Origin of the sequence: Caballeronia sp. PC1 (assembly GCF_021353155.1) — a bacterium.
In the GTDB taxonomy this organism is placed as follows: Bacteria; Pseudomonadota; Gammaproteobacteria; order Burkholderiales; family Burkholderiaceae; genus Caballeronia; species Caballeronia cordobensis.
Map to the genome: position 1 here is coordinate 2,107,903 of NZ_JAJUBH010000001.1, position 21,602 is coordinate 2,129,504.

A 21,602-nucleotide genomic window follows, 5' to 3' on the forward strand; every position below is an offset into this window, starting at 1 on the left:
TCTGGATGCTGGCGGGCGGTCCGATACGGCTTCGTCGCGCCATGAAAGTGGGAACGGCGAGACTCAAAGCGGCGGCAGCGCCATGTCGCGCGCGGCCTGATTCTGCTTCACGCGAAAAGCGGCGAGCGCATCGGCGTACTTCGAATCGGTGGCGCTCAGAATCGATACCGCGAACAGCGCCGCGTTCGCCGCCCCCGCCTCGCCGATGGCGAACGTTGCGACCGGCACGCCCTTGGGCATCTGCACGATCGAATGCAGCGAGTCGACGCCCTTCAGATACTTGCTCGCCACCGGCACGCCGAGCACCGGCAGCGTCGTCTTCGCGGCCAGCATGCCCGGCAGATGCGCCGCGCCCCCCGCGCCCGCGATGATCGCGCGCACGCCCCGCTCGCGCGCGCTTTCGGCGTAGGCGAACATCTCGTCCGGCATGCGATGCGCCGACACGACCTTCGCCTCGTACGGCACGCCGAATTCCTGAAGAATCGCGACCGCGTTCTTCATCACGTCCCAGTCGGAGCTGGAGCCCATCAACACGCCGACGAGCGGCGCGTTATGCGTATGAACTTCGTTCGTCATGTCTCTTCTACTCAGTCGAGCGTCTTGCCGGTCAGACGCTGCAGCGCTTCCTGATATTTCTCCGACGTCCTGGCGATCACGTCATCGGGCAGCTTCGGCGCGGGCGGCTCCTTCTTCCACGGCTGCGTTTCGAGCCAGTCGCGCACGAACTGCTTGTCGAACGAAGGCGGATTCGTGCCGACCTGATAGCCGTCGGCGGGCCAGAAACGCGACGAATCGGCGGTGAGCACTTCGTCCATCAGATACAGCTCGCCCTTGTCGTCGAGCCCGAATTCGAACTTCGTATCCGCAATGATGATGCCGCGCGTGGCCGCATACGCAGCGGCTTCCTCGTACAACTGAATCGAAATGCGCTTGATCGTCGCGGAAAGCTCCGTGCCGATGCGGCGTTCCATCTCATCGTAGGTGATGTTTTCGTCGTGATGGCCCATTTCGGCCTTCGCGGCGGGCGTGAAAATCGGCTCGGGCAGCTTTTGCGCGTTCTGCAAACCCGGCGGCAGTTCGACGCCGCACACGGAACCGGTCGCCTGATAGTCCTTCCAGCCGCTGCCCGCGAGATAGCCGCGCACGACCGCTTCGACGAGAATCGGCTCCAGGCGCTTCACGACGACCGCGCGGCCCTTGACCTGCTCGGCTTCGCCGGGCGCGACGACGGTCGCGGGGTCGATGCCCGTGTTGTGGTTCGGCACGATGTGACCGAGCTTTTCGAACCAGAAATCGGCCATCGTGTTGAGCACGCGGCCCTTGTTCGGAATCGGCTCGCCCATGACGACGTCGAACGCGGAGAGGCGGTCGGTCGTCACGATCAGGAGCTTGTCCTGACCGACTGCGTAGTTGTCGCGGACCTTGCCGCGGCCAAGCAGGGGCAGCGATTTGATCGTGGATTCGTATAGCGTGGACATCGTCGTGTACCGGAAAAAAGTGATTCGCCGCTTTCGAATTGCAAAGCGGCGCGGAATCAACAAAAGGGCAAGAGACAAAACCGAAAAAGACGAACGGGCTCCGAACCCGGAACCCGTTGATTTTACTTTACAAATGCCGACCGACTCAGAAGAGTCTCATTTGACGATCTGCGACAGCGCACCGGACTTGTACTTCTCGGCGATCTTGTCGAGGGAAACCGGCTTGATCTTGCCCGCCATGCCCTCGCAGCCGAACTGCATGTAGCGCTGGCGGCAGATTTCCTTGGCCGCCTCGCGCGCCGGCTTCAGATAGTCGCGCGGATCGAACTTCGACGGATTCTCGAACAGATAGCGGCGAATCGCGCCGGTGATCGCGAGGCGCAGATCGGTGTCGATGTTCACCTTGCGCACGCCGTGCTTGATGCCTTCCTGAATCTCTTCGACCGGCACGCCGTAGGTTTCCTTCATGTCGCCGCCGAATTCGCGGATTTCGGCCAGCAGTTCCTGCGGCACCGACGAAGAACCGTGCATCACCAGGTGCGTGTTCGGAATGCGCTGGTGAATTTCGCGGATGCGGTCGATGGCGAGGATATCGCCCGTGGGCTTCTTCGAAAACTTGTACGCACCGTGCGACGTGCCGATCGCGATGGCGAGCGCATCGCACTGCGTCTGCTTGACGAAATCGGCGGCCTGCTCGACGTCCGTCAGAAGCTGCTCGCGCGTCATCGTGCCTTCGGCGCCGTGGCCGTCTTCCTTGTCGCCCTTCATGGTTTCGAGCGAGCCGAGCACGCCCAGTTCGGCTTCGACGGTCACGCCGATCGAATGCGAGAACTCCACGACCTGCTTCGACACCGCGACGTTGTACTCGTAGGATGCGACGGTCTTGCCATCGGCTTCGAGCGAGCCGTCCATCATCACGCTCGTGAAACCGGAGCGGATCGCGGCCATGCACACCGCCGGCGACTGGCCGTGATCCTGATGCATCACGACGGGAATATGCGGATACGACTCGACGGCCGCTTCGATCAGATGGCGCAGGAACGCCTCGCCCGCGTACTTACGCGCGCCGGCCGACGCCTGCATGATCACGGGCGCGTTCACTTCGTTCGCGGCCGACATGATCGCCTGCACCTGCTCCAGATTGTTGACGTTGAACGCCGGGAGGCCGTAACCGTGTTCCGCAGCGTGATCCAGCAGTTGACGCATTGATACGAGAGGCATTGTGGTGAGACTCCATGATGTGAAACGAATTCTTCAGCGCGATGCCGCTCTGTGGCGGTGGTCGGCTCGTTCGCCGTCTTGCGCGCTTGATGAGGCACGCGCCGCTGCCGGTACGGCGCGCGCCTCGGAACTGCGGCAAACCGCGCGGTCATTGACCGCGCCTCTTTCTCGATAAGACTTAGAAGTGGTCGCCCACACGCACGATCTTCAGCGTGTTGGTGCCGCCCGCCTGACCCATCGGCTCGCCGACGGTCAGCACCACCATGTCGCCGCGCGCCGCATAACCCTTCGACACGACCACTTCCAGCGCCGAATTCAACGCGGCGTCGCGGTCCATGTTCGTGTCGACATGCAGCGGCGTGACGTTGCGGTACAGCGACATCGTGCGTTCGCTCGCCACGCGCGGCGTCAGCGCGAAGATCGGCACGTGCGTCCAGTGACGCGACATCCACAGCGCCGTCGAGCCGGATTCCGTCAGCGCGACCACGGCCTTCGCACCCAGGTGATACGCGGTGAAGAGCGCGCCCATCGCGATACTCTGGTCGATGCGCGTGAACGTGCGGTCGAGGAAATCGCGGTCGAGCTGCGACTCTTCCGACTTCTCCGCTTCGATACAGACCGCCGCCATCGTTTCGATGGTCGTCACCGGATACTTGCCCGCCGCGGTTTCGGCGGACAGCATCACGGCGTCGGTGCCGTCGAGCACGGCGTTCGCCACGTCGGACACTTCGGCGCGGGTCGGCACGGGCGCGTGGATCATCGATTCCATCATCTGCGTGGCGGTGATCACGAGCTTGTTCGACTCGCGCGCCATGCGGATCATGCGCTTTTGCAGCGCCGGCACCGCCGCGTTGCCGACTTCCACCGCGAGATCGCCGCGCGCGACCATGATGCCGTCGGACGCATCGAGAATGCCTTGCAGCGCCGGAATGGCTTCGGCGCGCTCGATCTTCGCGATCATCTTCGGCTTGATGCCGTACGGCGCGCCCGCGATGTTCGCGAGTTGCCGCGCCATTTCCATGTCGGTCGCATTCTTCGGGAACGACACCGCGACGAAATCCGCGCCGAGCGACATCGCCGTCTTGATGTCCTCCATGTCCTTCTCGGTCAGCGCGGGCGCGGTCAGCCCGCCGCCCTGACGGTTGATGCCCTTGTTATTCGACAGCTCGCCGCCGACCTTCACGGTCGTGTGAATCTCTTCGCCGATCACGCGCGTGACGTCGAGCACGATCAGGCCGTCGTTGAGCAGCAGCACGTCGCCTGCACGCAGGTCGCGCGGCAGATCCTTGTAGTCGAGGCCGACACGCTCGCTGTTGCCGAGCTCGCAACCCGCATCGAGGATGAACGGATTGCCCGCGACCAGCATGGTCTTGTTGTTTTCGAACTTGCCGACGCGGATCTTCGGACCTTGCAGGTCCGCCATGATCGCGACTTCGCGGCCCACCTGTCGGGCCGCCTCGCGGACGATTTCGGCGCGCTGGCGGTGATCGTCGGCGGTGCCGTGCGAGAAGTTGAAGCGAACGACGTCGAGCCCCGCCTGAAGCATTTGCAGCAGGATGTCCGGGCTCGTGGAAGCCGGACCGATGGTGGCAACAATCTTGGTAGCGCGATGCATGGAATTCCTCGTCTCAGTAGGATTGCCCGTAACAACGCTGCTGCGAGCACGTTGCGCTTGCAGTGAGCTGTTGCTCACCGGTTGCGCGCGCGCGCCGGTTCGTGCCGGCGTCGCTTTGTCGATATCTTTCAAGGCATGGGCGGGCACGCCGCCGATGATGACCGGCGGCGTTTCCGTCTTCGGAAGCGCCGCCTCGCTTTCTGGCTGCGCGGCCTGCGCGATCACCAGGGCCGCTTCGGCGGCCGCGTCGAGTTGATTACCGTTGTCGAGACCGTCCTCTTGCGCGCCGCCGGCTGGCGCGCCCTTCTGCCCTGCTTTCGCCGGATTCTGTCGGGCGGCCAAGGCCTCAGGCCCCTGCGCGCGATTCGAGCACTTCGACCGCGGGCAGCGTCTTGCCTTCCAGGAATTCGAGGAACGCGCCGCCGCCGGTCGAGATGTAGCTCACCTTGTCGGCGATGTCGTACTTTGCGATGGCCGCGAGCGTGTCGCCGCCGCCCGCGATCGAGAACGCCGACGAATTCGCGATGGCCGCGGCGAGCGTCTTCGTGCCGTTGCCGAACTGGTCGAACTCGAACACGCCGACCGGGCCGTTCCAGACGATCGTGCCGGCCGTTTCCAGTTGCGCGGCGAGCGCCTTCGCGGTGTCCGGGCCGATGTCGAGAATCATGTCGTCGTCGGCGACATCCGCGACGGGCTTGGTTTGCGCCTTCGCCGTCGGGGCGAATTCCTTCGCGGTGACGACGTCGCTCGGAATCGGCACCGATGCGCCGCGCGTGCGCGCCTGCTCGATGATTTCCTTCGCTTCGCCCAGGAGATCCGCTTCCGCGAGCGACTTGCCGATCTTGAGGCCCGACGCGAGCATGAACGTGTTGGCGATGCCGCCGCCGACGATCAACTGATCGACCTTCTCGGCCAGCGACTTGAGGATGGTCAGCTTCGTGGACACCTTCGAGCCCGCGACGATCGCGACGAGCGGACGCTTCGGGTTACCGAGCGCCTTGCCGAGCGCGTCGAGTTCGGCGGCGAGCAGCGGGCCCGCGCAGGCCACCGGCGCGTACTTGGCGATGCCGTGCGTCGTGGCTTCGGCGCGGTGCGCGGTGCCGAAGGCGTCGTTCACGTAGATATCGCAGAGCTTCGCGAGCTTTTGCGCGAGGCCGTCGTCGTTCTTCTTTTCGCCCTTGTTGACGCGGCAGTTTTCCAGCAGCACGACGTTGCCCGGCTGCACGCTCACGCCATCGACCCAGTCGGCGACGAGCGGCACGTCGCGCCCGAGCAGCTCCGACAGGCGCTTGGCGACCGGCGCGAGCGAGTCTTCCGGCTTGAACTGGCCTTCGGTCGGACGGCCGAGGTGCGACGTGACCATCACGGCCGCGCCCGCGTCGAGGGCGGCCTTGATCGCGGGCACCGAGGCGCGCACGCGCGTGTCTTCGGTGATGTTGCCGTCATCGTCTTGCGGCACGTTGAGATCCGCGCGGATGAACACACGCTTGCCGGAGACTTTGCCTTCGGCGATCAGATCGGTGAAACGCAGTACTTTCGTCATGGGAGTCAACGTAGATAGAGAAGCGGTTCGGGCGGATACGGCCGTCGGGGGCGGCCGGTTCGTGGATTTGCCGCGCGCGGGCCGCCGGGCAGGACGGCACGCGCGCGGATCAAGCTGGAGGCGAGGGCCGCGCGGAGAAGAACGCGCGTGCGGAAAGCGGAAGAAAGGGATCGCGCGGACACGGCGATGCAGCCGGGAGCGACGGCGGGTTGTACGACCTTGACAACCGTGGCGCGGTGACTGCCGGACACACTTTCGACCTCGCTCACTGGGGAAAGACCGCCATTTTAACCGATCAACCTGACCGCTTTTAGCGTGCAATCGTTGATGACGCGTATTTGCCGCAACGCGGGCGCTGCTTCATGCGGCGAGCCGCAGCACGGTGAACACGATCATGCCGACGGCGATGGTGCCCATCATGCCGCGCCGCTTGAGGTAATACGCGAGCCCGGCCACCGACGCCCACAGCGCGTGATTGCCGAGTCCGAGCGAAATGCCCGAAGGTGTTGCGAGCAGGTCCGGGACGACGACGCCCGCGAGCGCCGCGGCCGGCGCATAGCGCAGCACGCGCTGCACGCGCGGCGGCAGCACCATGCGCTCGCCGCCGATCAGAAAGAGCGCGCGCGTCACCGCCGTGACCAGCCCCATGCCGATGATGGCGAGCCAGACTTGCAGCGTGCTCATCGCGTATTCCCCGAGGCGGCGGGTTTGTTGCGCTTGTCGCGTTTTTCCGCGATGACGTCGGCGAGCGTGCCGGCGAGAAGCGCCGCGAACACCGCGAGCGGCAGGCCGAAGCGATACGGCAGGTCGAAGGTCAGCAGCGCGACGACGCTTGCCACGGCGACGGCCGCGAGCGTCGAGCGCGTCGCGATCGCCGAAACGATGAGCGGGATCAGCGCGAGCGTGCCGGCGAGCTCGAGCCCCCAGTTATCGGGAATCAGGCTCGCGAGCAGAATCCCGAGCACGGACGAAATCTGCCACGACAGCCAGCTCGAGACCGCAAGGCCCCAGAAAAACGCTTCCTTGCCGGGCTGCCAGCCGGTCGGGAAATTCCGCTTCGAGAACATCAGGTAGATGATGTCGCCGTTGAAATAGCCGAGCAGCAAGCGCCGCCGCAGCGACAGATACGCGAAATGCGGCGCAAGCCCCGCGCTGAAGATGACGAAGCGCAGATTGACCATCGCGGCGGTGAGCAGCACGGTCCAGAGCGGCAGCTTCGCGGCGAAGAGCGGCAGCACCGCCAGTTGCGACGAGCCCGCGTACACCAGAAACGACATGCCGAGCGCCTGCGGCACGGTGAGCACGGACTTCGTCATCGCGACGCCGGTCACGAGGCCCCAGGAGAACGTGGCGAGGACGGCGGGCGAGAACGTGCGCACGCCTTCGAAGAATGCGCGGCGATTCGTGTCGGACAACCGGTCGGGCATGAGCGGATTCGAGGCCAGTGAGAGGCGGCAAAAAGAGGCGAAAGCGAGGCGAAAGAGCGAGCCCGTGACGCCACCGCGCTGCCTCGACCGATAGCGCGGCGGATCGGGAAGAACCGGGAAAACCGGAATTAGTGCAGCTTCGCCTATTCATCCCACCAATTAAGCGGACGGCGAAAGGCAAATTATAGCGTCGTGAAAGGCGCTTCAAGATCGGTTTCGTCGCGAAAAGACGCTAAAATGACGGACTTTCACCGCCTTTGCGCCTTCGATGCGCGCGTTCCCCGGCAGCAAGTTCCGCGCGGAAGCACGCAAGACGCGGCGCACGAGCGTCGCCGCCCGACCCCGCGGGGCGGCCAGCCCGAAACACTTGAACGAGACAGCTAGGAGAACCGTATGTCAATGGCCGACCGCGACGGCAAGATCTGGATGGATGGCAAGCTGATCGACTGGCGTGACGCCAAGATCCACGTCCTGACGCACACGTTGCACTACGGCATGGGCGTATTCGAAGGCGTGCGCGCGTACAAGACCGCGCAGGGCACGGCGATCTTCCGTCTGAAAGAGCACACCAAGCGCCTGTTGAACTCGGCGAAGATCTTCCAGATGGACGTCCCGTTCGACGCCGCCACGCTCGAAGCCGCGCAACTGGAAGTCGTCAAGGCGAACGAACTCGAAAGCTGCTACATCCGCCCGATCATCTGGGTCGGCTCGGAAAAGCTCGGCGTCTCGGCCAAGGGCAACACGATCCACGTGGCCATCGCCGCGTGGCCGTGGGGTGCGTATCTCGGTGAAGACGGCCTCGCCAAGGGCATCCGCGTGAAGACGTCGTCGTTCACGCGCCATCACGTGAACGTGTCGATGGTGCGCGCGAAGGCGTCCGGCTGGTACGTGAACTCGATTCTCGCGAACCAGGAAGCCGTCGCCGACGGCTACGACGAGGCCCTTCTGCTGGATGTGGACGGCTACGTCTCCGAAGGCTCCGGCGAAAACTTCTTCCTCGTGAACAACGGCAAGATCTACACGCCGGATCTCGCCTCGTGCCTCGACGGCATCACGCGCGACACGGTCATCACGCTCGCGCGCGATTTCGGCATCCCGGTCATCGAAAAGCGCATTACCCGCGACGAGGTCTACACCTGCGACGAAGCGTTCTTCACCGGCACCGCCGCCGAAGTCACGCCGATCCGCGAGCTCGACAACCGCACTATCGGCTCGGGTGCGCGCGGCCCGATCACGGAAAAGCTGCAAAGCGCGTTCTTCGACGTCGTCGGCGGCAAGAACGAGAAGTACGCGAGCTGGCTCGCGAAGGTTTAATCGATCGCATGCAACGCGGCGGGCCGCCGGCTCGCCGTCCGCTGGACATCAGGAAAAGAGAGTGCAATGAGCGACCTGAAGGAAATGCCGCTGGTGGAATTGTCGGCGAAGGACCTGCCCGCCTTCTGCCCGAACCCGAAGATGCAACGCTGGAGCACGCATCCGCGCGTGTTCATCGACGTGACGCACGGCGAAGCGCGCTGCCCGTACTGCGGCACGCGCTACAAGCTGAAAGACGGCGAAGTGCTCAAGGGCGGTCACTAAGACACGCCGCGCGCTAGCCGCGACCCGGCTTGGCGCCCGCTTTGCGCCGTGCCCCCGCCGGCGCGGCTCACACCCACGACAACCGACGGCCCGCCCCAAGGCGGCGGGCCGCGTTCATTTTGAGATCGGATAACGAAAGATGCGCCGTGCGCTGGTTATAGCACCGAACTGGATCGGTGACGCATTGATGGCGCAGCCGCTCTTCACGCTCTTGCGCAAGCTGCATCCGCGCATCGCGATCGACGCCGTCGCGCCCACCTGGGTCGCGCCCGTGCTCGAACGCATGCCGGAAATTCGCGACGTGTACGCCACCGACCTCGCCCACGGCAAGCTGCAACTGCTGCGCCGCTGGCAGCTCGCGAGCGATTTGCGCGATGTCGGCTACGACGCCGCCTACGTGCTGCCCAACTCCGTGAAATCCGCGCTGATCCCGTGGATGGCGGGCATCAATCTGCGCATCGGCTACACGGGCGAGAGCCGCTACGGGCTCTTGAACGTGCGGCACGCGAATCCGCCGAAGACCGAACGCCCGCCGATGACCGCGCACTACGCCGCGCTCGCCTACACGCCGGGCGCGAAGCTGCCTTTCGTCGACCGCTTCGCGCAGCCGGAAGCCGCCGCGCAGCCCGAGGCTCAGACGCTCCCGGTCCCGCGCCTCGAATCCGATCCGAACGAAGCCGCGCGCGTGTCGGCGCGCTTCAATCTCGATACGCGCACGCCGCTCGTCGTGTTCTGCCCCGGCGCGGAGTACGGCCCGGCCAAGCGCTGGCCGCCGGAGCATTTCGCGTCGCTCGCGCAGTTCATCGCGCAGTCGTTTCCGTATGCGCGCATCATCGCGCTCGGCTCCAAGAAGGATGCGCCGATCGCGCAGGCCATCGCGGATCTCGCGCCGATGGTGCGCAATCTGTGCGGCCAGACCTCACTTGGCGAGGCCTGCGCTCTGATTTCGCGGGCGAGCGCGGTCGTCACGAACGACTCGGGCCTCATGCACGTCGCGGCCGCGTCGCGCCGGCCGCTCGTCGCGGTCTACGGCTCGACCGATCCGCGCCACACGCCGCCCTTGTCCGATCTTGCAAAGGTACAATGGCTGCATCTTGAATGCAGTCCGTGCTTTGCCCGCGAGTGTCCGCTCGGCCATCTGAACTGCCTTCGCGAACTGTCGGCCGAACAGGTATTCGGCGATCTGCGCGGGATGCTGCTCGCGCATCGTTGATGTTGCGTGCGCGCGTCGAAAGTGCGCGCGCGCATCGTCGTTCGAGCGGGTTTTCGGGCGGTTTCCAGCCGTGTGTGCGGGTGCGGACACGCGAATGTCTCCGAACGGGGGCATGCTTTGACCAATGACCGATGCAGCGCGCCGTTCCGTCATGCCGCCACGAGCGGCTTCGCGCGGCGTGCGCACCGAATGCCAGAGACCCACGAGCCATGCCACGTTTCGCCCGCCTCTTCGAAGCCGCCGCCGATACTCTCAACGCTTACTATCAGGCAGTCGCGGACAACAGCATCGACACGGTGATGTCGTTGTGGATCGACGAGGAGTTCGCCACCTGCGTCTGCGCGGACGGCACGCATCTGCATGGGCTGGAAAGCATCCGCGCCGGTCTCGGCAAGCAGTTCGAAACGCAGCCCGTGACCATCGAGCCGCTCGACATTCGCGTGTACGACAGTCTCGGCACGGTCGTGTATGCGATCGCGGAGGCGCATCAGCCGGCCCAACCGGCGAGCGTGCCCCGCATGATCTACACGACTTACGTGATGGTTCACGAGCGCGGCGAGTGGCGCATCGCGCACATTCACGCGAGCGAGATGCCGCTAGAGACGGCGGGCCAGTTCGCCGCAAAAATGCGTCACGGTCAAGGACCGCTGCACTGAAGAAGACGTTTGTCGGGGAGGGGCCATGAAGCGCGATCCGTTGTTGAAACACGATTCGTCGTTCGTGGACAAGGCGCCTGCCGTGGCGCTGAGAGAAGCGGCGCGCGTGCTCGCGCTGCCGGGCACCGAGTGGCTCTACAGCGCGCCGCGCTGGCTGCCGACGAGCCACGCGCAGACCATCGTGCCCGCGCTTTTCGGGCGCAAACCCGCCGTGCGTTACCGGCGCGAGCGCTGGAATACGCCCGACGGCGATTTCATCGATCTCGACTTCCTCGCGCACGACCCCGCCGCCGAACCTGCCGCGAACGCCCCGCTCTTCGTGCTTTTTCACGGCCTCGAAGGCAATTCCGACTCGCACTACGCCCGCACGATGATGGCCGCAGCGAAAGCGCGCGGCTGGCACGGCGTCGTGCCGCACTTTCGCAGTTGCAGCGGGCCGCTCAATCTGCTGCCGCGCTTCTACCATCTCGCGGACAGCGCCGAAGCCGACTGGATCCTGCGGCGGCTCGCGGCGGCGCATCGCGGGCCGGTCGTCGCGGCGGGCGTCTCGCTCGGCGGCAACGTGCTCTTGCACTGGCTGTGCGAGCGCGGCAGGGATGCATCGATCGTCAGCGCGGCCGCGGCCATCTCCGCGCCGCTCGACGTCCACGCGGGCGGCATGGCGATCTCGCAGGGCTTCGGCATGGTCTATACGCGCAGCTTCATGAAGTCGCTCAAGCGCAAGGCGCTCGCGAAGCTCGGCCAGTATCCCGGCCTCTACGACCGCAACGCGGTGCTCGCCGCGCGCACGCTGTACGAATTCGACAACGTCGTCACCGCGCCCTTGCACGGCTTTCGCGATACGAACCATTATTGGTCGACGGCGACGACGCGCGCGCATCTGAAGGACATCGAGGTGCCGGCGCTGCTTCTGAACGCGCGCAACGATCCGTTTTTGCCCGAGTTCGCGCTGCCGTCGATGGCGGAAGTCTCCGCGCGCGTGACGCTCGATCAGCCGAACCACGGCGGGCACGTCGGCTTCATGACGGGGCCGTTTCCGGGGCGGATCGACTGGCTGTCGCAGCGCGTGTTCGGTTATCTGGAGAACTTTGTTTCGTGAACCATCATGGATGACATCGTCAAGCAGGCGCTCGCCAAATGGCCCGACGTTCCGCATTGCACGGGCTGGCTGCTGCTCGACCGGCGCGGCCAGTGGCGCATGCGCGACGACGCCGCGCAAGCCGCGGGCGAACTCGGCACGCCGATCCGGCATGAAGCGCTGCTGGGTTTCATCAATCGCAACTATGAATGCGATGAAACAGGCCAGTGGTTCTTTCAGAACGGGCCGCAGCGCGTGTATGTGGAACTCGTGTACACGCCGTCGATCGTGCGTCTGAATGCTGCCGACGGCGCGTTGCACCTGACGGATCAGTCCGGCGCGCCGTTCGAAGCGGCGCACGCCTGGATCGACGACGAAGGCGGCATTCTCTTTTCCGACGACGCATCGCCCGCGCGCGTCGCCGCCCTGCACGATCACGATCTCGAACTGTTCGCGGATCACGCATCGCTCGACGATGCGGGCTCAGGCGGCATTTTCCACTGGCGCGACGGCGTCGATCTGCCCGTGCAGCCGATCGCCCGCGCCCGCGTGGCGGAGCGTTTCGGCTTCGTCGCGAGTCCCGCCGCGCGCGCGGCATCGAAAAGCTAGCCGTTTCTCTCCTGCTCGCGCTCTTCCTTGTAGCGCGCCTCGAAATCATGCAGGCGCGCGGAAATCGCCGATAAATCGTAGAAACTCGCGGTCTTTACGTCGCGCGCTTCCTTGAGCTGGCGGATCGCGGACGGCCATGCGCCGTCGAGCGCGAATTTCTCGGCCATCGCCTGATGCTGCTGCAAGGGATCGTTGAGTCCCTTGCTCGCCTGCGCGAGATAAAGCCACCAGTCGGGCCGCGCCGGTTCGGCGCGCGTTTCGTGACGCGCGAGCGCCTGCGCTTCGGCGAAGCGGCGCGCGGCAAGCAGCGCCTGCAAATGCACGTCGATGGCCGCGTGCGACTCGGGCCAGCGCTTCTGCGCGAGATCGGCGAGCCGGATCGCGTCGTCGCTACGGCCGGCGCGGCGCGCGATGTCGGCCGCGAGCACGTCGAGACTCGGCGTGCTGCGCAGCGGCGCCGTCGCGGTGGCCGGCGTCGGCGATGACGGTGGCGACGGTTTGCTCCGCGGCGCCGTCCCGCCGTACACGTGAACCGGCGGCAACGCGATATCGCTTGCGGCGCGCGGCGGTTTTGGCGTCGATGTGTTGCCGAGGTCGAGCGTCGCGCGCGCGTTGTTGAGCGGCGTCGCGGTCATCGACGCATCCAGGCTGCGCGACGGCGGCGCGGGCAGTTTCGCGGTTTCGACCGGCTTCGACGTGCGCGCGCGATCTTCCTGCTGAACCTGCGCCGATGCCGCCGCCGCGCTCACCTCGTCGCTTTCGAACAGCCGCCGCGCTTTCGCGAGCGCATCGGTGGCGGCGTCGTAGTTGCCCATCAGCGATTGCGCGAGCGCGATGCCGTACCAGTTCGACGCCGGATTGAGCGCCGTCTGATCCTCGATTTCCGTCTTGAGCCGGCTCGCGACATCGCGATAATCGCTCGCGTAGCTCACCTGCAGCACGCGCGCGCGGGCGCGCACGAACGCGTATTCCGCCGACTGACGCGGCTGCCGGTACGGCACGCGGCGCGCGCGCCCTTCCATGTCCGCGATGCGCTCGGTCGTCAGCGGGTGCGTGCGCACGTAGGGCGGCACGCCGTTATCGCCCATCGTCGAGCGGTCGAGGCGTTCGAAAAACGTGGTCATCGCGTACGGATCGTAGCCGGCGGCCGTGAGCATCTGGAATCCGACGCGATCCGCTTCGTGTTCGGCGGCGCGCGAGAAGCGCAGTTGATTGTCGACGGCGAACGCCTGGCCGCCCATCGCGATGCCCATGCCGAGATCGCCGCTGTGCGCGAGCAGGCCGGCGAGCAGACCGGCGAGCATGCCGGCGAGCGCGGCATAGCTGCTCTTTTCCTGCGTGCCGAGCATTCGCGCGATATGGCGCTGAAGCACGTGCCCCATTTCGTGGCCGACGACCGACGCCAGTTCGGATTCGGTCTGCGTCGCCGCGATCAGCCCCGTATTCACGCCGATGAAGCCGCCCGGCATCGAGAACGCGTTGATCTGCGCATCGCGCACCGCGAAGAGGTCGAAATCGGGCTGATAGCCGCCGAGATACTGCGTGGCCGCCGCTGCGGACAGCCTCGACGAGATCGAGTCGAGATAGTCGCGCAGCAGCCAGTCGTCGAGATAATCGGGATCGGCGCGCACTTCGCGCATCATCCGCTCGCCGAGTTTGCGCTCGGCTTGCGGCGTGAGCGAGCCGCCGGAGCCGTCGCCCAGATCGGGCAGTTGCACCGAGGCGAGCGGCGCGCGCAGGCCGGACATCGTGCCGGGGCGGTTCGCGAAGCGGCTTTCCGCGCCGCCGTAGACGCCGAATACGCCTTCCGCCACATTGCCGGGCACGTCGCTTTTCTCTTGCGATGCGCGCAATTGCGATGCCGCGAGCGTGCCGCTTCCGCTCACGGCGTTCGCTCCCGCTGCCGGCGCGCCGGTCTGCGCCAGCGCCGCGGGCGGCATGGCGAGGACGATGCACAGGAAGGAGGCGAGCGCGCGGCTCAGACGTGTCGGATGCATGGCGCGGAACGTTCGGGGCGCCGATGGTCGGCTCGACGATGAAAACGAGCTTATCGTATCAAGTGTTGCGCATGGGGCGTTTCATCCGCGGCGTGCGGCGTGCGCGACCGGGGCGTTGCGCGAAAAAACGCGCGAATTCACGCTGGTATGATAGGCGCCCATTCGAAGGAGATGCTATGTCGGGACTCACTCATTTCGATGCCGCCGGCGAGGCGCACATGGTCGATGTCGGCGCGAAAGGCGAAACGCGGCGCATTGCCGTGGCGCGCGGCTCGATCGCGATGCTCGAAGGCACGCTCGCGCTGATTCGCGAGGGCCGCGCCAAGAAGGGCGACGTGCTCGGCGTCGCCCGCATCGCCGCGATTCAGGGCGCAAAACGCACCGCCGATCTGATTCCGCTGTGTCATCCGCTGGCGCTGACGCGCGTCGCGGTGGATTTCACGATCGATGAAACCCTGCCCGGCGTGCATTGCGAAGTGCGCGTGGAAACGGTCGGGCGCACGGGTGTCGAGATGGAAGCGCTGACCGCGGTGCAGGTCGGGCTGCTCACCATCTACGATATGTGCAAGGCGGTGGATCGGGGGATGGTCATCACCGATGTGAAGGTGATGGAGAAGCATGGGGGGAAGTCGGGGGATTGGGTGGCGGGAGATCCCGCACCACCCGCAGCCTGACCCGCTTCCCTCACTCGTCCTCATCCTCCGCCGCAGGCGTCTCGGTCTGCGCCGGCACGCCGTACAGCTTCACCAGATCGGCCCTGAACGACTCCAGCGGCTTGCCCGCCTCGTCCACCATCTGGTAGACGGCCGCAAGCTGCTTCGGCCAGTCATGCAACTGCATCGCGAAGATCTTCAGGCGGGCCATCGTGTCGAGCGCCTCGGCCTTCTGGCCGGCGAGCGCCTGAAGCACCGCGTAGCGCCGCAAAACGGTTTCGCCCGGCAACAGCGCGATCGCCTTGCGATGCGCCGCGAGCTTCTCTTCGACATTCTGCGCATTGATCGGCAAGAGCGTCGCCGCGCCGTACTCGCCCCATGCCGTGAACAGGAACGACGGATCGTCGCGATACTGCTCCGCCGGCCGCGCGCCGTAGTACAGCACTTCCGCGCGGTTGTAATCGCGCATCGTCGGATAAAGGGCCGCGAGCCCGCCCAGCACCAGCACGACATACACGCCATATGACAGCGGCCGCGCGACGAGCCGCAAAGGCCGCGTCTCCAGCAGACCGATGACGAACATCGCCGGCATCAGGAAGAACATGTACTGCTGCGGATACTCGACGAGCGCGTGCATCATCAACACGCCGAGCAACGACAGCGCGAAAATGCGCGCCGGCGTCTGCGGTGCGCGCAGCACGCGAATCAGCCAGAACACGACGCCCGCGACCAGAATCGCGACGCCGAGCGCGCCCGTCTTCGCGAGCAGATCGATGAAGATGTCATGCGCGTTGTTCGCAATCTCGACGCCGCCCAGATCGCGCACGAGATCGAACTGATAGCGCGGAAACTCGCCCCAGCCGACGCCCAGCAGCGGATGCGTCTTGAACATGGTCCAGCCGTACTTCCAGAGCGCGAGACGCGGCGCGATCTGGTTGGCGTCCTGCATGCGCTCCGCCGCCGACTGCGCGAGGCCGAATCCGTAGCGCACGTTCGCCCAGCGCACGGCGGCGTTGACGGCGACGAACAGGATCGCGAGCACGATCGGGACGATCCACGCACGCGTGTCGCGGCGGCCCGGCCCGTCGAAGCCTTCCGACGCGATCGGGCGGCCCAGAACGAACGCCATCCAGAATCCGGCGACGACAATTACCGCCGTTTGCAGCCACGGACCGCGCGACACCGTGAGCGCGAGCCCGAGCGAATACACCGTGGACAGAATCAGCCACAGCACCACCGGCAGCCGCCGCGTCTGCACGAAGTACAACGCCGCCGCCAGCGCGAACGCGATGACGGTGGCGAGATGGTTGGCCTGCGCCATGTTGCCGAACGGACGCCTTTCGATCATCACGTTGTACGCGACCACGAACGGCGTGAATTTCACCTCGAGATGCAGCAACTGCACGATCTGACAGAAGACCGCGAACAGGCCGCCGACCATGAGCGCCGCGGCGGCAACACGAAGCGTCTTCTCCGCAAGGCCCGCGCGCACGAGTCCGAAGCCCGTATGCACCGCGACGAAGGACGCGAGCAGAAACGCGCCGCCGAGCCAGTTCATCGACGGCTGAGCGACCGGCAACAGCACCGTCTGCGCGACGAGCAGCAAGCCGAAGGCGAGCGGCATCAGCGCGACGACCGGCGAGGCGAACGGCACTTTCGGCTCGGATACGCGCACGAGCAGCGCGACCGTCGCGCCGAGCGCCAGATAGAGCGCAAGCGCGCTGTACTCGGCGTAGAAGGTCGGAATCGGATACGTGTGGTTGACGACCGCGTAAGGGAACGTCAGCGCAAGGCACAGAACGGCAAAACAGAGAAAGCGCGCGTATTGGGACGATTGGGAAGATTGGGAAGGCATGAGGGACTGGGAACGTCGGCGACCGGCGCACTATACAAAACTTTGCCCCGGCTGTCCGGCGAACGGCCGGATTTGCTACGAAATTGCCGCCTTTCCCGCAAAAACGACGTGTGCGAGCGCGCGGCGGCACCGTAATTCCTGCCGCCGCGCGTCACGCCTCATGCCTTCATGCGCGCGCCTGCACGCTCAAGCACGCTCAGGCACGGCACTCCGGCGGCGCCAGATTGGCGGGCAAGGTCGGCGCCAGCGCAGGCAGTGGCCCCGCGCCCGGGGCAGGCAGCGACGATGCGCTCTTCGCGCCCGCGAAACATTCCCATGTCACCGAACCCGGCTGCACCGCGCCGCGACTGAGCGCGATGCGCGCGGTCGGCGTATCGGCGTTGTCGGGCGTCGATGGCACGAGCACCAGCGTGTTCGATCCGGCCGGCGCGACGCGCGTCGTGTAGGCGATCGTGATTTGTCCCGTGTCGCTGTCCACATGAATCGATTCGACGTTGCGCGTGCCCGGCGGCGAAGCATAGCCGCCCGCGAGATCCGCGCCGCTCGCCGTGTTTTCCGCCACCGCGAGCCGCGCCGACGCCGCGAGCGCCATGCCCTCGCCCACGCGGCTGCGCGCCAGATAATCCTGATACGCGGGTATCGCATACGCCGCGATCACGCCGACGATCGCCAGCACGATCATCAGTTCGATCAGGGTGAAGCCGCGCGAAAGCGCTGCCCGCGCGCGTCCAAGCCATACTGCGTACCGCTGTCGCGGCACGCTCACATCACACACCATCGTCGTCATTGCTGCTCCCAGAAGATCGAAAAGCGTCCGCCGCGCAATGCGGACAGACGCTTCGATCGTATTGAGAGCGCGGGACGAGCGACAGTCGGCCGGACGGCCTAGGCATCTTTACCCGGTCGCGCGATTGCCGTCGGCGAGCGCGCGGCGTCTGAGCAACCAGCCCACCCCGACGACGAAGAGCGCGCCGGCCACGCGCGCCGCGTATCCGACGATGTCGGTATTGAGCGCCGGCCAACGGTCGATGAACGGATCGTCGATGATGAGCCCGCCCGCGATCCACCCGAGCAAGGCCGCGCCGAGCAGCACGACGACAGGAAAGCGGTCGAGCAGCTTCAGCACCAGCGTGCTGCCCCACACGATCAGCGGAATGCTCACGATCAGACCGAAGATCACGAGCGCGAGCCGATGACGCGGGTCCGCCGCCTCGGCCGCGCCCGCGATCGCGATCACGTTGTCTAGGCTCATCACGGCATCGGCGATGACGATCGTCTTCACAGCCGCCCACAGCCGGTCGGACGCGTCGATGTGATGCTCGTCGTGATCCGGCTGCATCAGCTTCACGCCGATCCACAGCAGCAGCACACCGCCGACGAACTTGAGGAACGGGACGTCGAGCAGCATGACCGCGAAGGCGATCAAGATCACGCGCAACAGAATCGCGCCGAGCGTGCCGAGGACGATGCCGCGCGTGCGCTGCCGGTCGGGCAGATTGCGGCACGCGAGCGCGATCACGACGGCGTTGTCGCCGCCGAGCAGGATGTCGATCACGATGATCTGAACGACCGCGCCCCAATGAAGCGTCGAGAAGAATTCAAGCATGAGGCAAAAATAAAAAAGCGAGGAAGCAGCGCTCCCTCGCTTTTTGTCGGCTTATACGAAAGGAATCAGTAAGAGTACCAAAGCCTCGCGTATTTTGCCCGCTTCGATTTAGAGAACCGACTTCAGGAGACGCGCCATTTCCGACGGATTCTTCGTGACCTTGATGCCGCACGCGTCCATGATTTCCAGCTTCGCGTCAGCCGTGTCAGCACCGCCCGAGATCAGCGCGCCGGCGTGGCCCATGCGCTTGCCCGGAGGCGCCGTCACGCCCGCGATGAAGCCGACGACCGGCTTCTTCATGTTGTCCTTGATCCAGTAAGCCGCGTTCGCTTCGTCCGGACCGCCGATCTCGCCGATCATGATGACGGCGTCCGTCTCCGGATCGTCGTTGAACATCTGCATCACGTCGACGTGCTTCAGACCGTTGATCGGATCGCCGCCGATACCGACCGCCGACGACTGGCCGAGGCCCAGCGCCGTCAGTTGGCCGACTGCTTCATACGTCAGCGTGCCCGAACGCGACACGACGCCAATGCGGCCCTTCTTGTGGATGTGACCCGGCATGATGCCGATCTTCAGCTCGTCCGGCGTGATCGTGCCGGGGCAGTTCGGTCCGAGCAGCAGCGTCTTGCGATTTTCGCGGCGCATGCGGTCCTTGATTTCGAGCATGTCGCGAACCGGAATGCCTTCCGTGATGCAGATCGCGAGATCGAGATCGGCTTCGACGGCTTCCCAGATCGCGGCTGCGGCGCCCGCGGGCGGCACGTAGATGACCGAAACGGTCGCGCCGGTTTCGGCCTTCGCTTCCTTCACGGACGCGTAGATGGGAATGCCTTCGAAGTCTTCGCCGGCCTTCTTCGGGTTCACGCCCGCGACGTAGGCTTCACGGCCGTTCGCGTATTCGCGGCAGGCGCGCGTGTGGAACTGACCGGTTTTGCCGGTGATGCCCTGCGTGATGACCTTCGTGTCTTTGTTGATCAGAATCGACATGTAGTGACCTCTGTTCGTTTGGCGTCGCCAAAGCCTGGGCTTTGCGCCGCCATTCGTATCTGGTGGAACGCTCTCTTAGGCTCGTCAAGCGAACGCGCTTACTTGCCTTCGGCTGCCGCGACGACCTTCTGTGCGGCTTCTTCCATGCTGTCCGCCGAGATGATCGGCAGACCCGAGTCGGCCAGCATCTTCTTGCCGAGGTCCTCGTTCGTGCCCTTCATGCGCACGACGAGCGGCACCTTCAGGTCCACCGCCTTCGACGCAACGATCACGCCTTCCGCGATCACGTCGCAGCGCATGATGCCGCCGAAGATGTTCACCAGAATCGCCTTCAGGTTCGGATTCTTCAGCATCAGCTTGAAGGCTTCCGTGACCTTCTCGGTCGTCGCACCGCCGCCGACGTCGAGGAAGTTGGCCGGTTCGCCGCCGAAGAGCTTGATGGTGTCCATCGTCGCCATCGCCAGACCCGCGCCGTTCACCAGACAGCCGATGTTGCCGTCGAGCGAGATGTACGCGAGATCGAACTTCGACGCTTCGACTTCAGCCGGATCTTCTTCGTCCAGATCGCGGTACGCGACGATTTCCGGATGACGGAAGAGCGCGTTCGAATCGAAGTTGAACTTGGCGTCGAGCGCGATGACCTTGCCGTCGCCGGTCACGATCAGCGGGTTGATTTCCGCGAGCGATGCGTCGGTTTCGAAGAACGCCTTGTAGAGGCCTTGCAGGATCGCGCGCGCTTGCGGGATCGATGCGTCCGGAATGCCGATCTTGCGTGCGAGGTCGTCGGCGTCCTTGTCCTGCAGACCCGTCGACGGCTCGACGGCGAACTTGTGCAGCAGTTCCGGCGTCTTTTCCGCGACTTCTTCGATGTCCATGCCGCCTTCGCTCGACGCCATCACGACGATCTTCTGCGAAACGCGGTCGAGCACGAGGCCGACGTACAGTTCCTTCTTGATGTCCGCGCCTTCTTCGATCAGCAGGCGGTTCACCTTCTGGCCTTCCGGGCCGGTCTGGTGCGTGACGAGCTGCATGCCGAGGATCTGGTTCGCGTATTCGCGGACCTGCTCGATCGACTTCGCGACCTTCACGCCGCCGCCCTTGCCGCGGCCGCCCGCGTGGATCTGCGCCTTGACGACCCAGACCGGGCCGCCCAGCTCTTCCGCGGCCTTGACCGCATCGTCCACCGAGAACACGGGTTTGCCGCGCGGGACCGCGACGCCGAATTTCCGCAGGATTTCCTTACCCTGGTACTCGTGAATCTTCATGCGTGATTCCTTCAGTCTGAGAGTTGGAGTGAACTTCTGTTTGCTTGAACCGCTGATTCTTCGATTCTTTTTTTTCGAATGCCGTGCGTACGCGCGAGCGCTGCTCACGCGCGATAAATCGGGCTATGTCTCCGGCCTGTCCTGCACCGCTGTCGGTGAGTCTGTCTTGTCCGCGGGCGCGTAACCGAACCAGCGCGGGTAATGTTCCTTGACCGCGGGTCCGTCGAAACGCAATGCGTGACAACGGCCGAGCTGAAACGGCGGCTCGTCGTGAGGCGCGGCCGCATCTGGGCTCGTTTCGTCAGTTCGCTTGAAGGGATTGCCGTCCTCGATCTTCCAGACGTCGCCGGCGAATGCCTGGACGGCCGCGGTCGGGAGGACGCCGCACAACTCGGTGAGATGCGTGCAGCCGGCCGTGCCGCGCAATACCTTATTGGCTTCGCGGCGAAAACTCTGGAGCAGATTGAGGCCGATGAGCTGGCGATAGGCGGAATTGGACTCGGCGCACTGACCGCCATAGGGCGTCCAGTCGGACGAGGCCTCGGCGTCGACGATGGTGAGCTTGCGGTCGATGGTGATGCGCAGCCAGAGTTCATGGATCGGCAGGCCGTTGGGCCGGACGCCCGCCGCGAGTCGAACGTCGCGCGGCTTCTCATCGGTTAGACAGGCTTCGATGTCCCAGAGGCCGTCTTCGCGCTCGAACGCTTCCAGCCGAATCGCGCGACGATGACGCAGCTGTCGGGAAGCGGGAGGGGAGAGAGGCATGCTGGGAGTGAGCCGGTACGGGGAAAACCGTGCAATTTTAGCATATTGGGTAT

At 65.2% G+C, this 21,602-nt stretch carries 21 protein-coding genes; 7 read left to right on the plus strand and 14 right to left on the minus strand.

Translation table 11 applies throughout. From position 1 onward, the window contains the following. Positions 1-63: 63 nt before the first annotated feature. The 7 genes from purE to LY284_RS10145 form a co-directional block, all read right to left on the minus strand. Positions 64-576, minus strand: coding sequence for a 5-(carboxyamino)imidazole ribonucleotide mutase (gene purE, locus LY284_RS10115; protein ID WP_045450366.1), 513 nt, complete (start codon positions 574-576; stop codon positions 64-66). An 11-nt stretch (positions 577-587) separates the two neighbouring features. Continuing rightward, a complete protein-coding gene (locus LY284_RS10120; protein WP_014190545.1) occupies positions 588-1,478 on the minus strand; it encodes a phosphoribosylaminoimidazolesuccinocarboxamide synthase in 891 nt (296 codons plus the stop codon). Positions 1,479-1,634: 156 nt separating this feature from the next. Further along, positions 1,635-2,699, minus strand: coding sequence for a class II fructose-bisphosphate aldolase (gene fba, locus LY284_RS10125; RefSeq protein ID WP_014190544.1), 1,065 nt, complete (start codon positions 2,697-2,699; stop codon positions 1,635-1,637). Positions 2,700-2,877: 178 nt separating this feature from the next. Next, a complete protein-coding gene (pyk, locus tag LY284_RS10130) occupies positions 2,878-4,314 on the minus strand; it encodes a pyruvate kinase (protein ID WP_014190543.1) in 1,437 nt (478 codons plus the stop codon). Between the two features lie 346 nt (positions 4,315-4,660). After that, positions 4,661-5,857 carry a phosphoglycerate kinase gene (locus LY284_RS10135; RefSeq protein ID WP_045450365.1) on the minus strand — a complete coding sequence of 399 codons (1,197 nt, stop codon included), beginning with the start codon at positions 5,855-5,857 and terminating at the stop codon, positions 4,661-4,663. 360 nt (positions 5,858-6,217) lie between these two features. Next, positions 6,218-6,541 (minus strand): AzlD domain-containing protein, encoded by a 324-nt coding sequence (locus LY284_RS10140; protein WP_014190541.1) that lies wholly within the window; start codon positions 6,539-6,541, stop codon positions 6,218-6,220. Next, positions 6,538-7,284: an AzlC family ABC transporter permease gene (locus LY284_RS10145; RefSeq protein WP_045450364.1), complete on the minus strand. Its 747-nt coding sequence runs from the start codon at positions 7,282-7,284 to the stop codon at positions 6,538-6,540. The genes LY284_RS10140 and LY284_RS10145 overlap by 4 nt, the downstream gene beginning before the upstream one ends. Positions 7,285-7,677: 393 nt before the next feature. On the opposite strand from LY284_RS10145, the gene LY284_RS10150 reads away from it, so the two are divergent. The 6 genes from LY284_RS10150 to LY284_RS10175 all read left to right on the plus strand — a co-directional run bounded on the left by LY284_RS10150 (position 7,678) and on the right by LY284_RS10175 (position 12,418). Further along, positions 7,678-8,598 carry a branched-chain amino acid transaminase gene (locus LY284_RS10150; RefSeq protein ID WP_075644198.1) on the plus strand — a complete coding sequence of 307 codons (921 nt, stop codon included), beginning with the start codon at positions 7,678-7,680 and terminating at the stop codon, positions 8,596-8,598. A 66-nt stretch (positions 8,599-8,664) separates the two neighbouring features. Continuing rightward, complete coding sequence (locus LY284_RS10155) at positions 8,665-8,862, plus strand: zinc-finger domain-containing protein (protein WP_008351333.1); 198 nt, start codon at positions 8,665-8,667, stop codon at positions 8,860-8,862. Between the two features lie 139 nt (positions 8,863-9,001). Continuing rightward, positions 9,002-10,075, plus strand: coding sequence for a lipopolysaccharide heptosyltransferase II (gene waaF, locus LY284_RS10160; RefSeq protein ID WP_045450363.1), 1,074 nt, complete (start codon positions 9,002-9,004; stop codon positions 10,073-10,075). 209 nt (positions 10,076-10,284) lie between these two features. Next, a complete protein-coding gene (locus tag LY284_RS10165; protein WP_014190537.1) occupies positions 10,285-10,731 on the plus strand; it encodes a nuclear transport factor 2 family protein in 447 nt (148 codons plus the stop codon). Positions 10,732-10,756: 25 nt separating this feature from the next. Further along, a complete protein-coding gene (locus tag LY284_RS10170; RefSeq protein WP_045450362.1) occupies positions 10,757-11,830 on the plus strand; it encodes a YheT family hydrolase in 1,074 nt (357 codons plus the stop codon). A 6-nt stretch (positions 11,831-11,836) separates the two neighbouring features. Further along, a complete protein-coding gene (locus LY284_RS10175) occupies positions 11,837-12,418 on the plus strand; it encodes a DUF2946 family protein (RefSeq protein ID WP_045450361.1) in 582 nt (193 codons plus the stop codon). On the opposite strand, the gene LY284_RS10180 is transcribed toward LY284_RS10175, so the two are convergent. After that, a complete protein-coding gene (locus tag LY284_RS10180; RefSeq protein WP_045450360.1) occupies positions 12,415-14,415 on the minus strand; it encodes a M48 family metalloprotease in 2,001 nt (666 codons plus the stop codon). The genes LY284_RS10175 and LY284_RS10180 overlap by 4 nt on opposite strands. Before the next feature lie 176 nt (positions 14,416-14,591). Here LY284_RS10180 and moaC point away from each other — a divergent pair, with 176 nt between their 5' ends. Further along, positions 14,592-15,089 (plus strand): cyclic pyranopterin monophosphate synthase MoaC, encoded by a 498-nt coding sequence (gene moaC / locus LY284_RS10185; RefSeq protein ID WP_045450359.1) that lies wholly within the window; start codon positions 14,592-14,594, stop codon positions 15,087-15,089. 10 nt (positions 15,090-15,099) lie between these two features. Here the strand turns inward: moaC and LY284_RS10190 are convergent, their stop codons facing one another. The 6 genes from LY284_RS10190 to LY284_RS10215 all read right to left on the minus strand — a co-directional run bounded on the left by LY284_RS10190 (position 15,100) and on the right by LY284_RS10215 (position 21,549). Next, the gene (locus tag LY284_RS10190) at positions 15,100-16,923 is read right to left on the minus strand and encodes a PglL family O-oligosaccharyltransferase (RefSeq protein ID WP_045450358.1); all 1,824 of its coding nucleotides are present in this window, start codon (positions 16,921-16,923) and stop codon (positions 15,100-15,102) included. A gap of 196 nt (positions 16,924-17,119) precedes the next feature. Further along, positions 17,120-17,710, minus strand: coding sequence for a pilin (locus LY284_RS10195; RefSeq protein WP_255724139.1), 591 nt, complete (start codon positions 17,708-17,710; stop codon positions 17,120-17,122). Between the two features lie 108 nt (positions 17,711-17,818). After that, the gene (locus LY284_RS10200) at positions 17,819-18,529 is read right to left on the minus strand and encodes a TerC family protein (protein WP_014190529.1); all 711 of its coding nucleotides are present in this window, start codon (positions 18,527-18,529) and stop codon (positions 17,819-17,821) included. Positions 18,530-18,637: 108 nt separating this feature from the next. Continuing rightward, on the minus strand, positions 18,638-19,519 hold the full coding sequence (sucD, locus tag LY284_RS10205) for a succinate--CoA ligase subunit alpha (protein ID WP_233385871.1): 882 nt from the start codon (positions 19,517-19,519) through the stop codon (positions 18,638-18,640). 98 nt (positions 19,520-19,617) lie between these two features. Further along, positions 19,618-20,799 (minus strand): ADP-forming succinate--CoA ligase subunit beta, encoded by a 1,182-nt coding sequence (gene sucC / locus LY284_RS10210; protein ID WP_309243196.1) that lies wholly within the window; start codon positions 20,797-20,799, stop codon positions 19,618-19,620. Between the two features lie 108 nt (positions 20,800-20,907). After that, positions 20,908-21,549 carry a DUF2889 domain-containing protein gene (locus LY284_RS10215; protein ID WP_045450357.1) on the minus strand — a complete coding sequence of 214 codons (642 nt, stop codon included), beginning with the start codon at positions 21,547-21,549 and terminating at the stop codon, positions 20,908-20,910. Between the last annotated feature and the right edge of the window lie 53 nt (positions 21,550-21,602).

Coding starts and splice junctions, on each gene's coding strand:
- LY284_RS10190 (WP_045450358.1), bottom strand. CDS start 16,923: ATGCCTTCCCAATCTTCCCAATCGTCCCAATACGCGCGCTTTCTCTGT.
- LY284_RS10120 (WP_014190545.1), bottom strand. CDS start 1,478: ATGTCCACGCTATACGAATCCACGATCAAATCGCTGCCCCTGCTTGGC.
- sucD (WP_233385871.1), bottom strand. CDS start 19,519: ATGTCGATTCTGATCAACAAAGACACGAAGGTCATCACGCAGGGCATC.
- LY284_RS10165 (WP_014190537.1), top strand. CDS start 10,285: ATGCCACGTTTCGCCCGCCTCTTCGAAGCCGCCGCCGATACTCTCAAC.
- LY284_RS10135 (WP_045450365.1), bottom strand. CDS start 5,857: ATGACGAAAGTACTGCGTTTCACCGATCTGATCGCCGAAGGCAAAGTC.
- LY284_RS10175 (WP_045450361.1), top strand. CDS start 11,837: ATGGATGACATCGTCAAGCAGGCGCTCGCCAAATGGCCCGACGTTCCG.
- LY284_RS10140 (WP_014190541.1), bottom strand. CDS start 6,541: ATGAGCACGCTGCAAGTCTGGCTCGCCATCATCGGCATGGGGCTGGTC.
- LY284_RS10170 (WP_045450362.1), top strand. CDS start 10,757: ATGAAGCGCGATCCGTTGTTGAAACACGATTCGTCGTTCGTGGACAAG.
- LY284_RS10180 (WP_045450360.1), bottom strand. CDS start 14,415: ATGCATCCGACACGTCTGAGCCGCGCGCTCGCCTCCTTCCTGTGCATC.
- waaF (WP_045450363.1), top strand. CDS start 9,002: ATGCGCCGTGCGCTGGTTATAGCACCGAACTGGATCGGTGACGCATTG.
- LY284_RS10145 (WP_045450364.1), bottom strand. CDS start 7,284: ATGCCCGACCGGTTGTCCGACACGAATCGCCGCGCATTCTTCGAAGGC.
- LY284_RS10200 (WP_014190529.1), bottom strand. CDS start 18,529: ATGCTTGAATTCTTCTCGACGCTTCATTGGGGCGCGGTCGTTCAGATC.
- LY284_RS10155 (WP_008351333.1), top strand. CDS start 8,665: ATGAGCGACCTGAAGGAAATGCCGCTGGTGGAATTGTCGGCGAAGGAC.
- LY284_RS10195 (WP_255724139.1), bottom strand. CDS start 17,710: ATGACGACGATGGTGTGTGATGTGAGCGTGCCGCGACAGCGGTACGCA.
- moaC (WP_045450359.1), top strand. CDS start 14,592: ATGTCGGGACTCACTCATTTCGATGCCGCCGGCGAGGCGCACATGGTC.
- LY284_RS10150 (WP_075644198.1), top strand. CDS start 7,678: ATGTCAATGGCCGACCGCGACGGCAAGATCTGGATGGATGGCAAGCTG.
- LY284_RS10215 (WP_045450357.1), bottom strand. CDS start 21,549: ATGCCTCTCTCCCCTCCCGCTTCCCGACAGCTGCGTCATCGTCGCGCG.
- purE (WP_045450366.1), bottom strand. CDS start 576: ATGACGAACGAAGTTCATACGCATAACGCGCCGCTCGTCGGCGTGTTG.
- pyk (WP_014190543.1), bottom strand. CDS start 4,314: ATGCATCGCGCTACCAAGATTGTTGCCACCATCGGTCCGGCTTCCACG.
- fba (WP_014190544.1), bottom strand. CDS start 2,699: ATGCCTCTCGTATCAATGCGTCAACTGCTGGATCACGCTGCGGAACAC.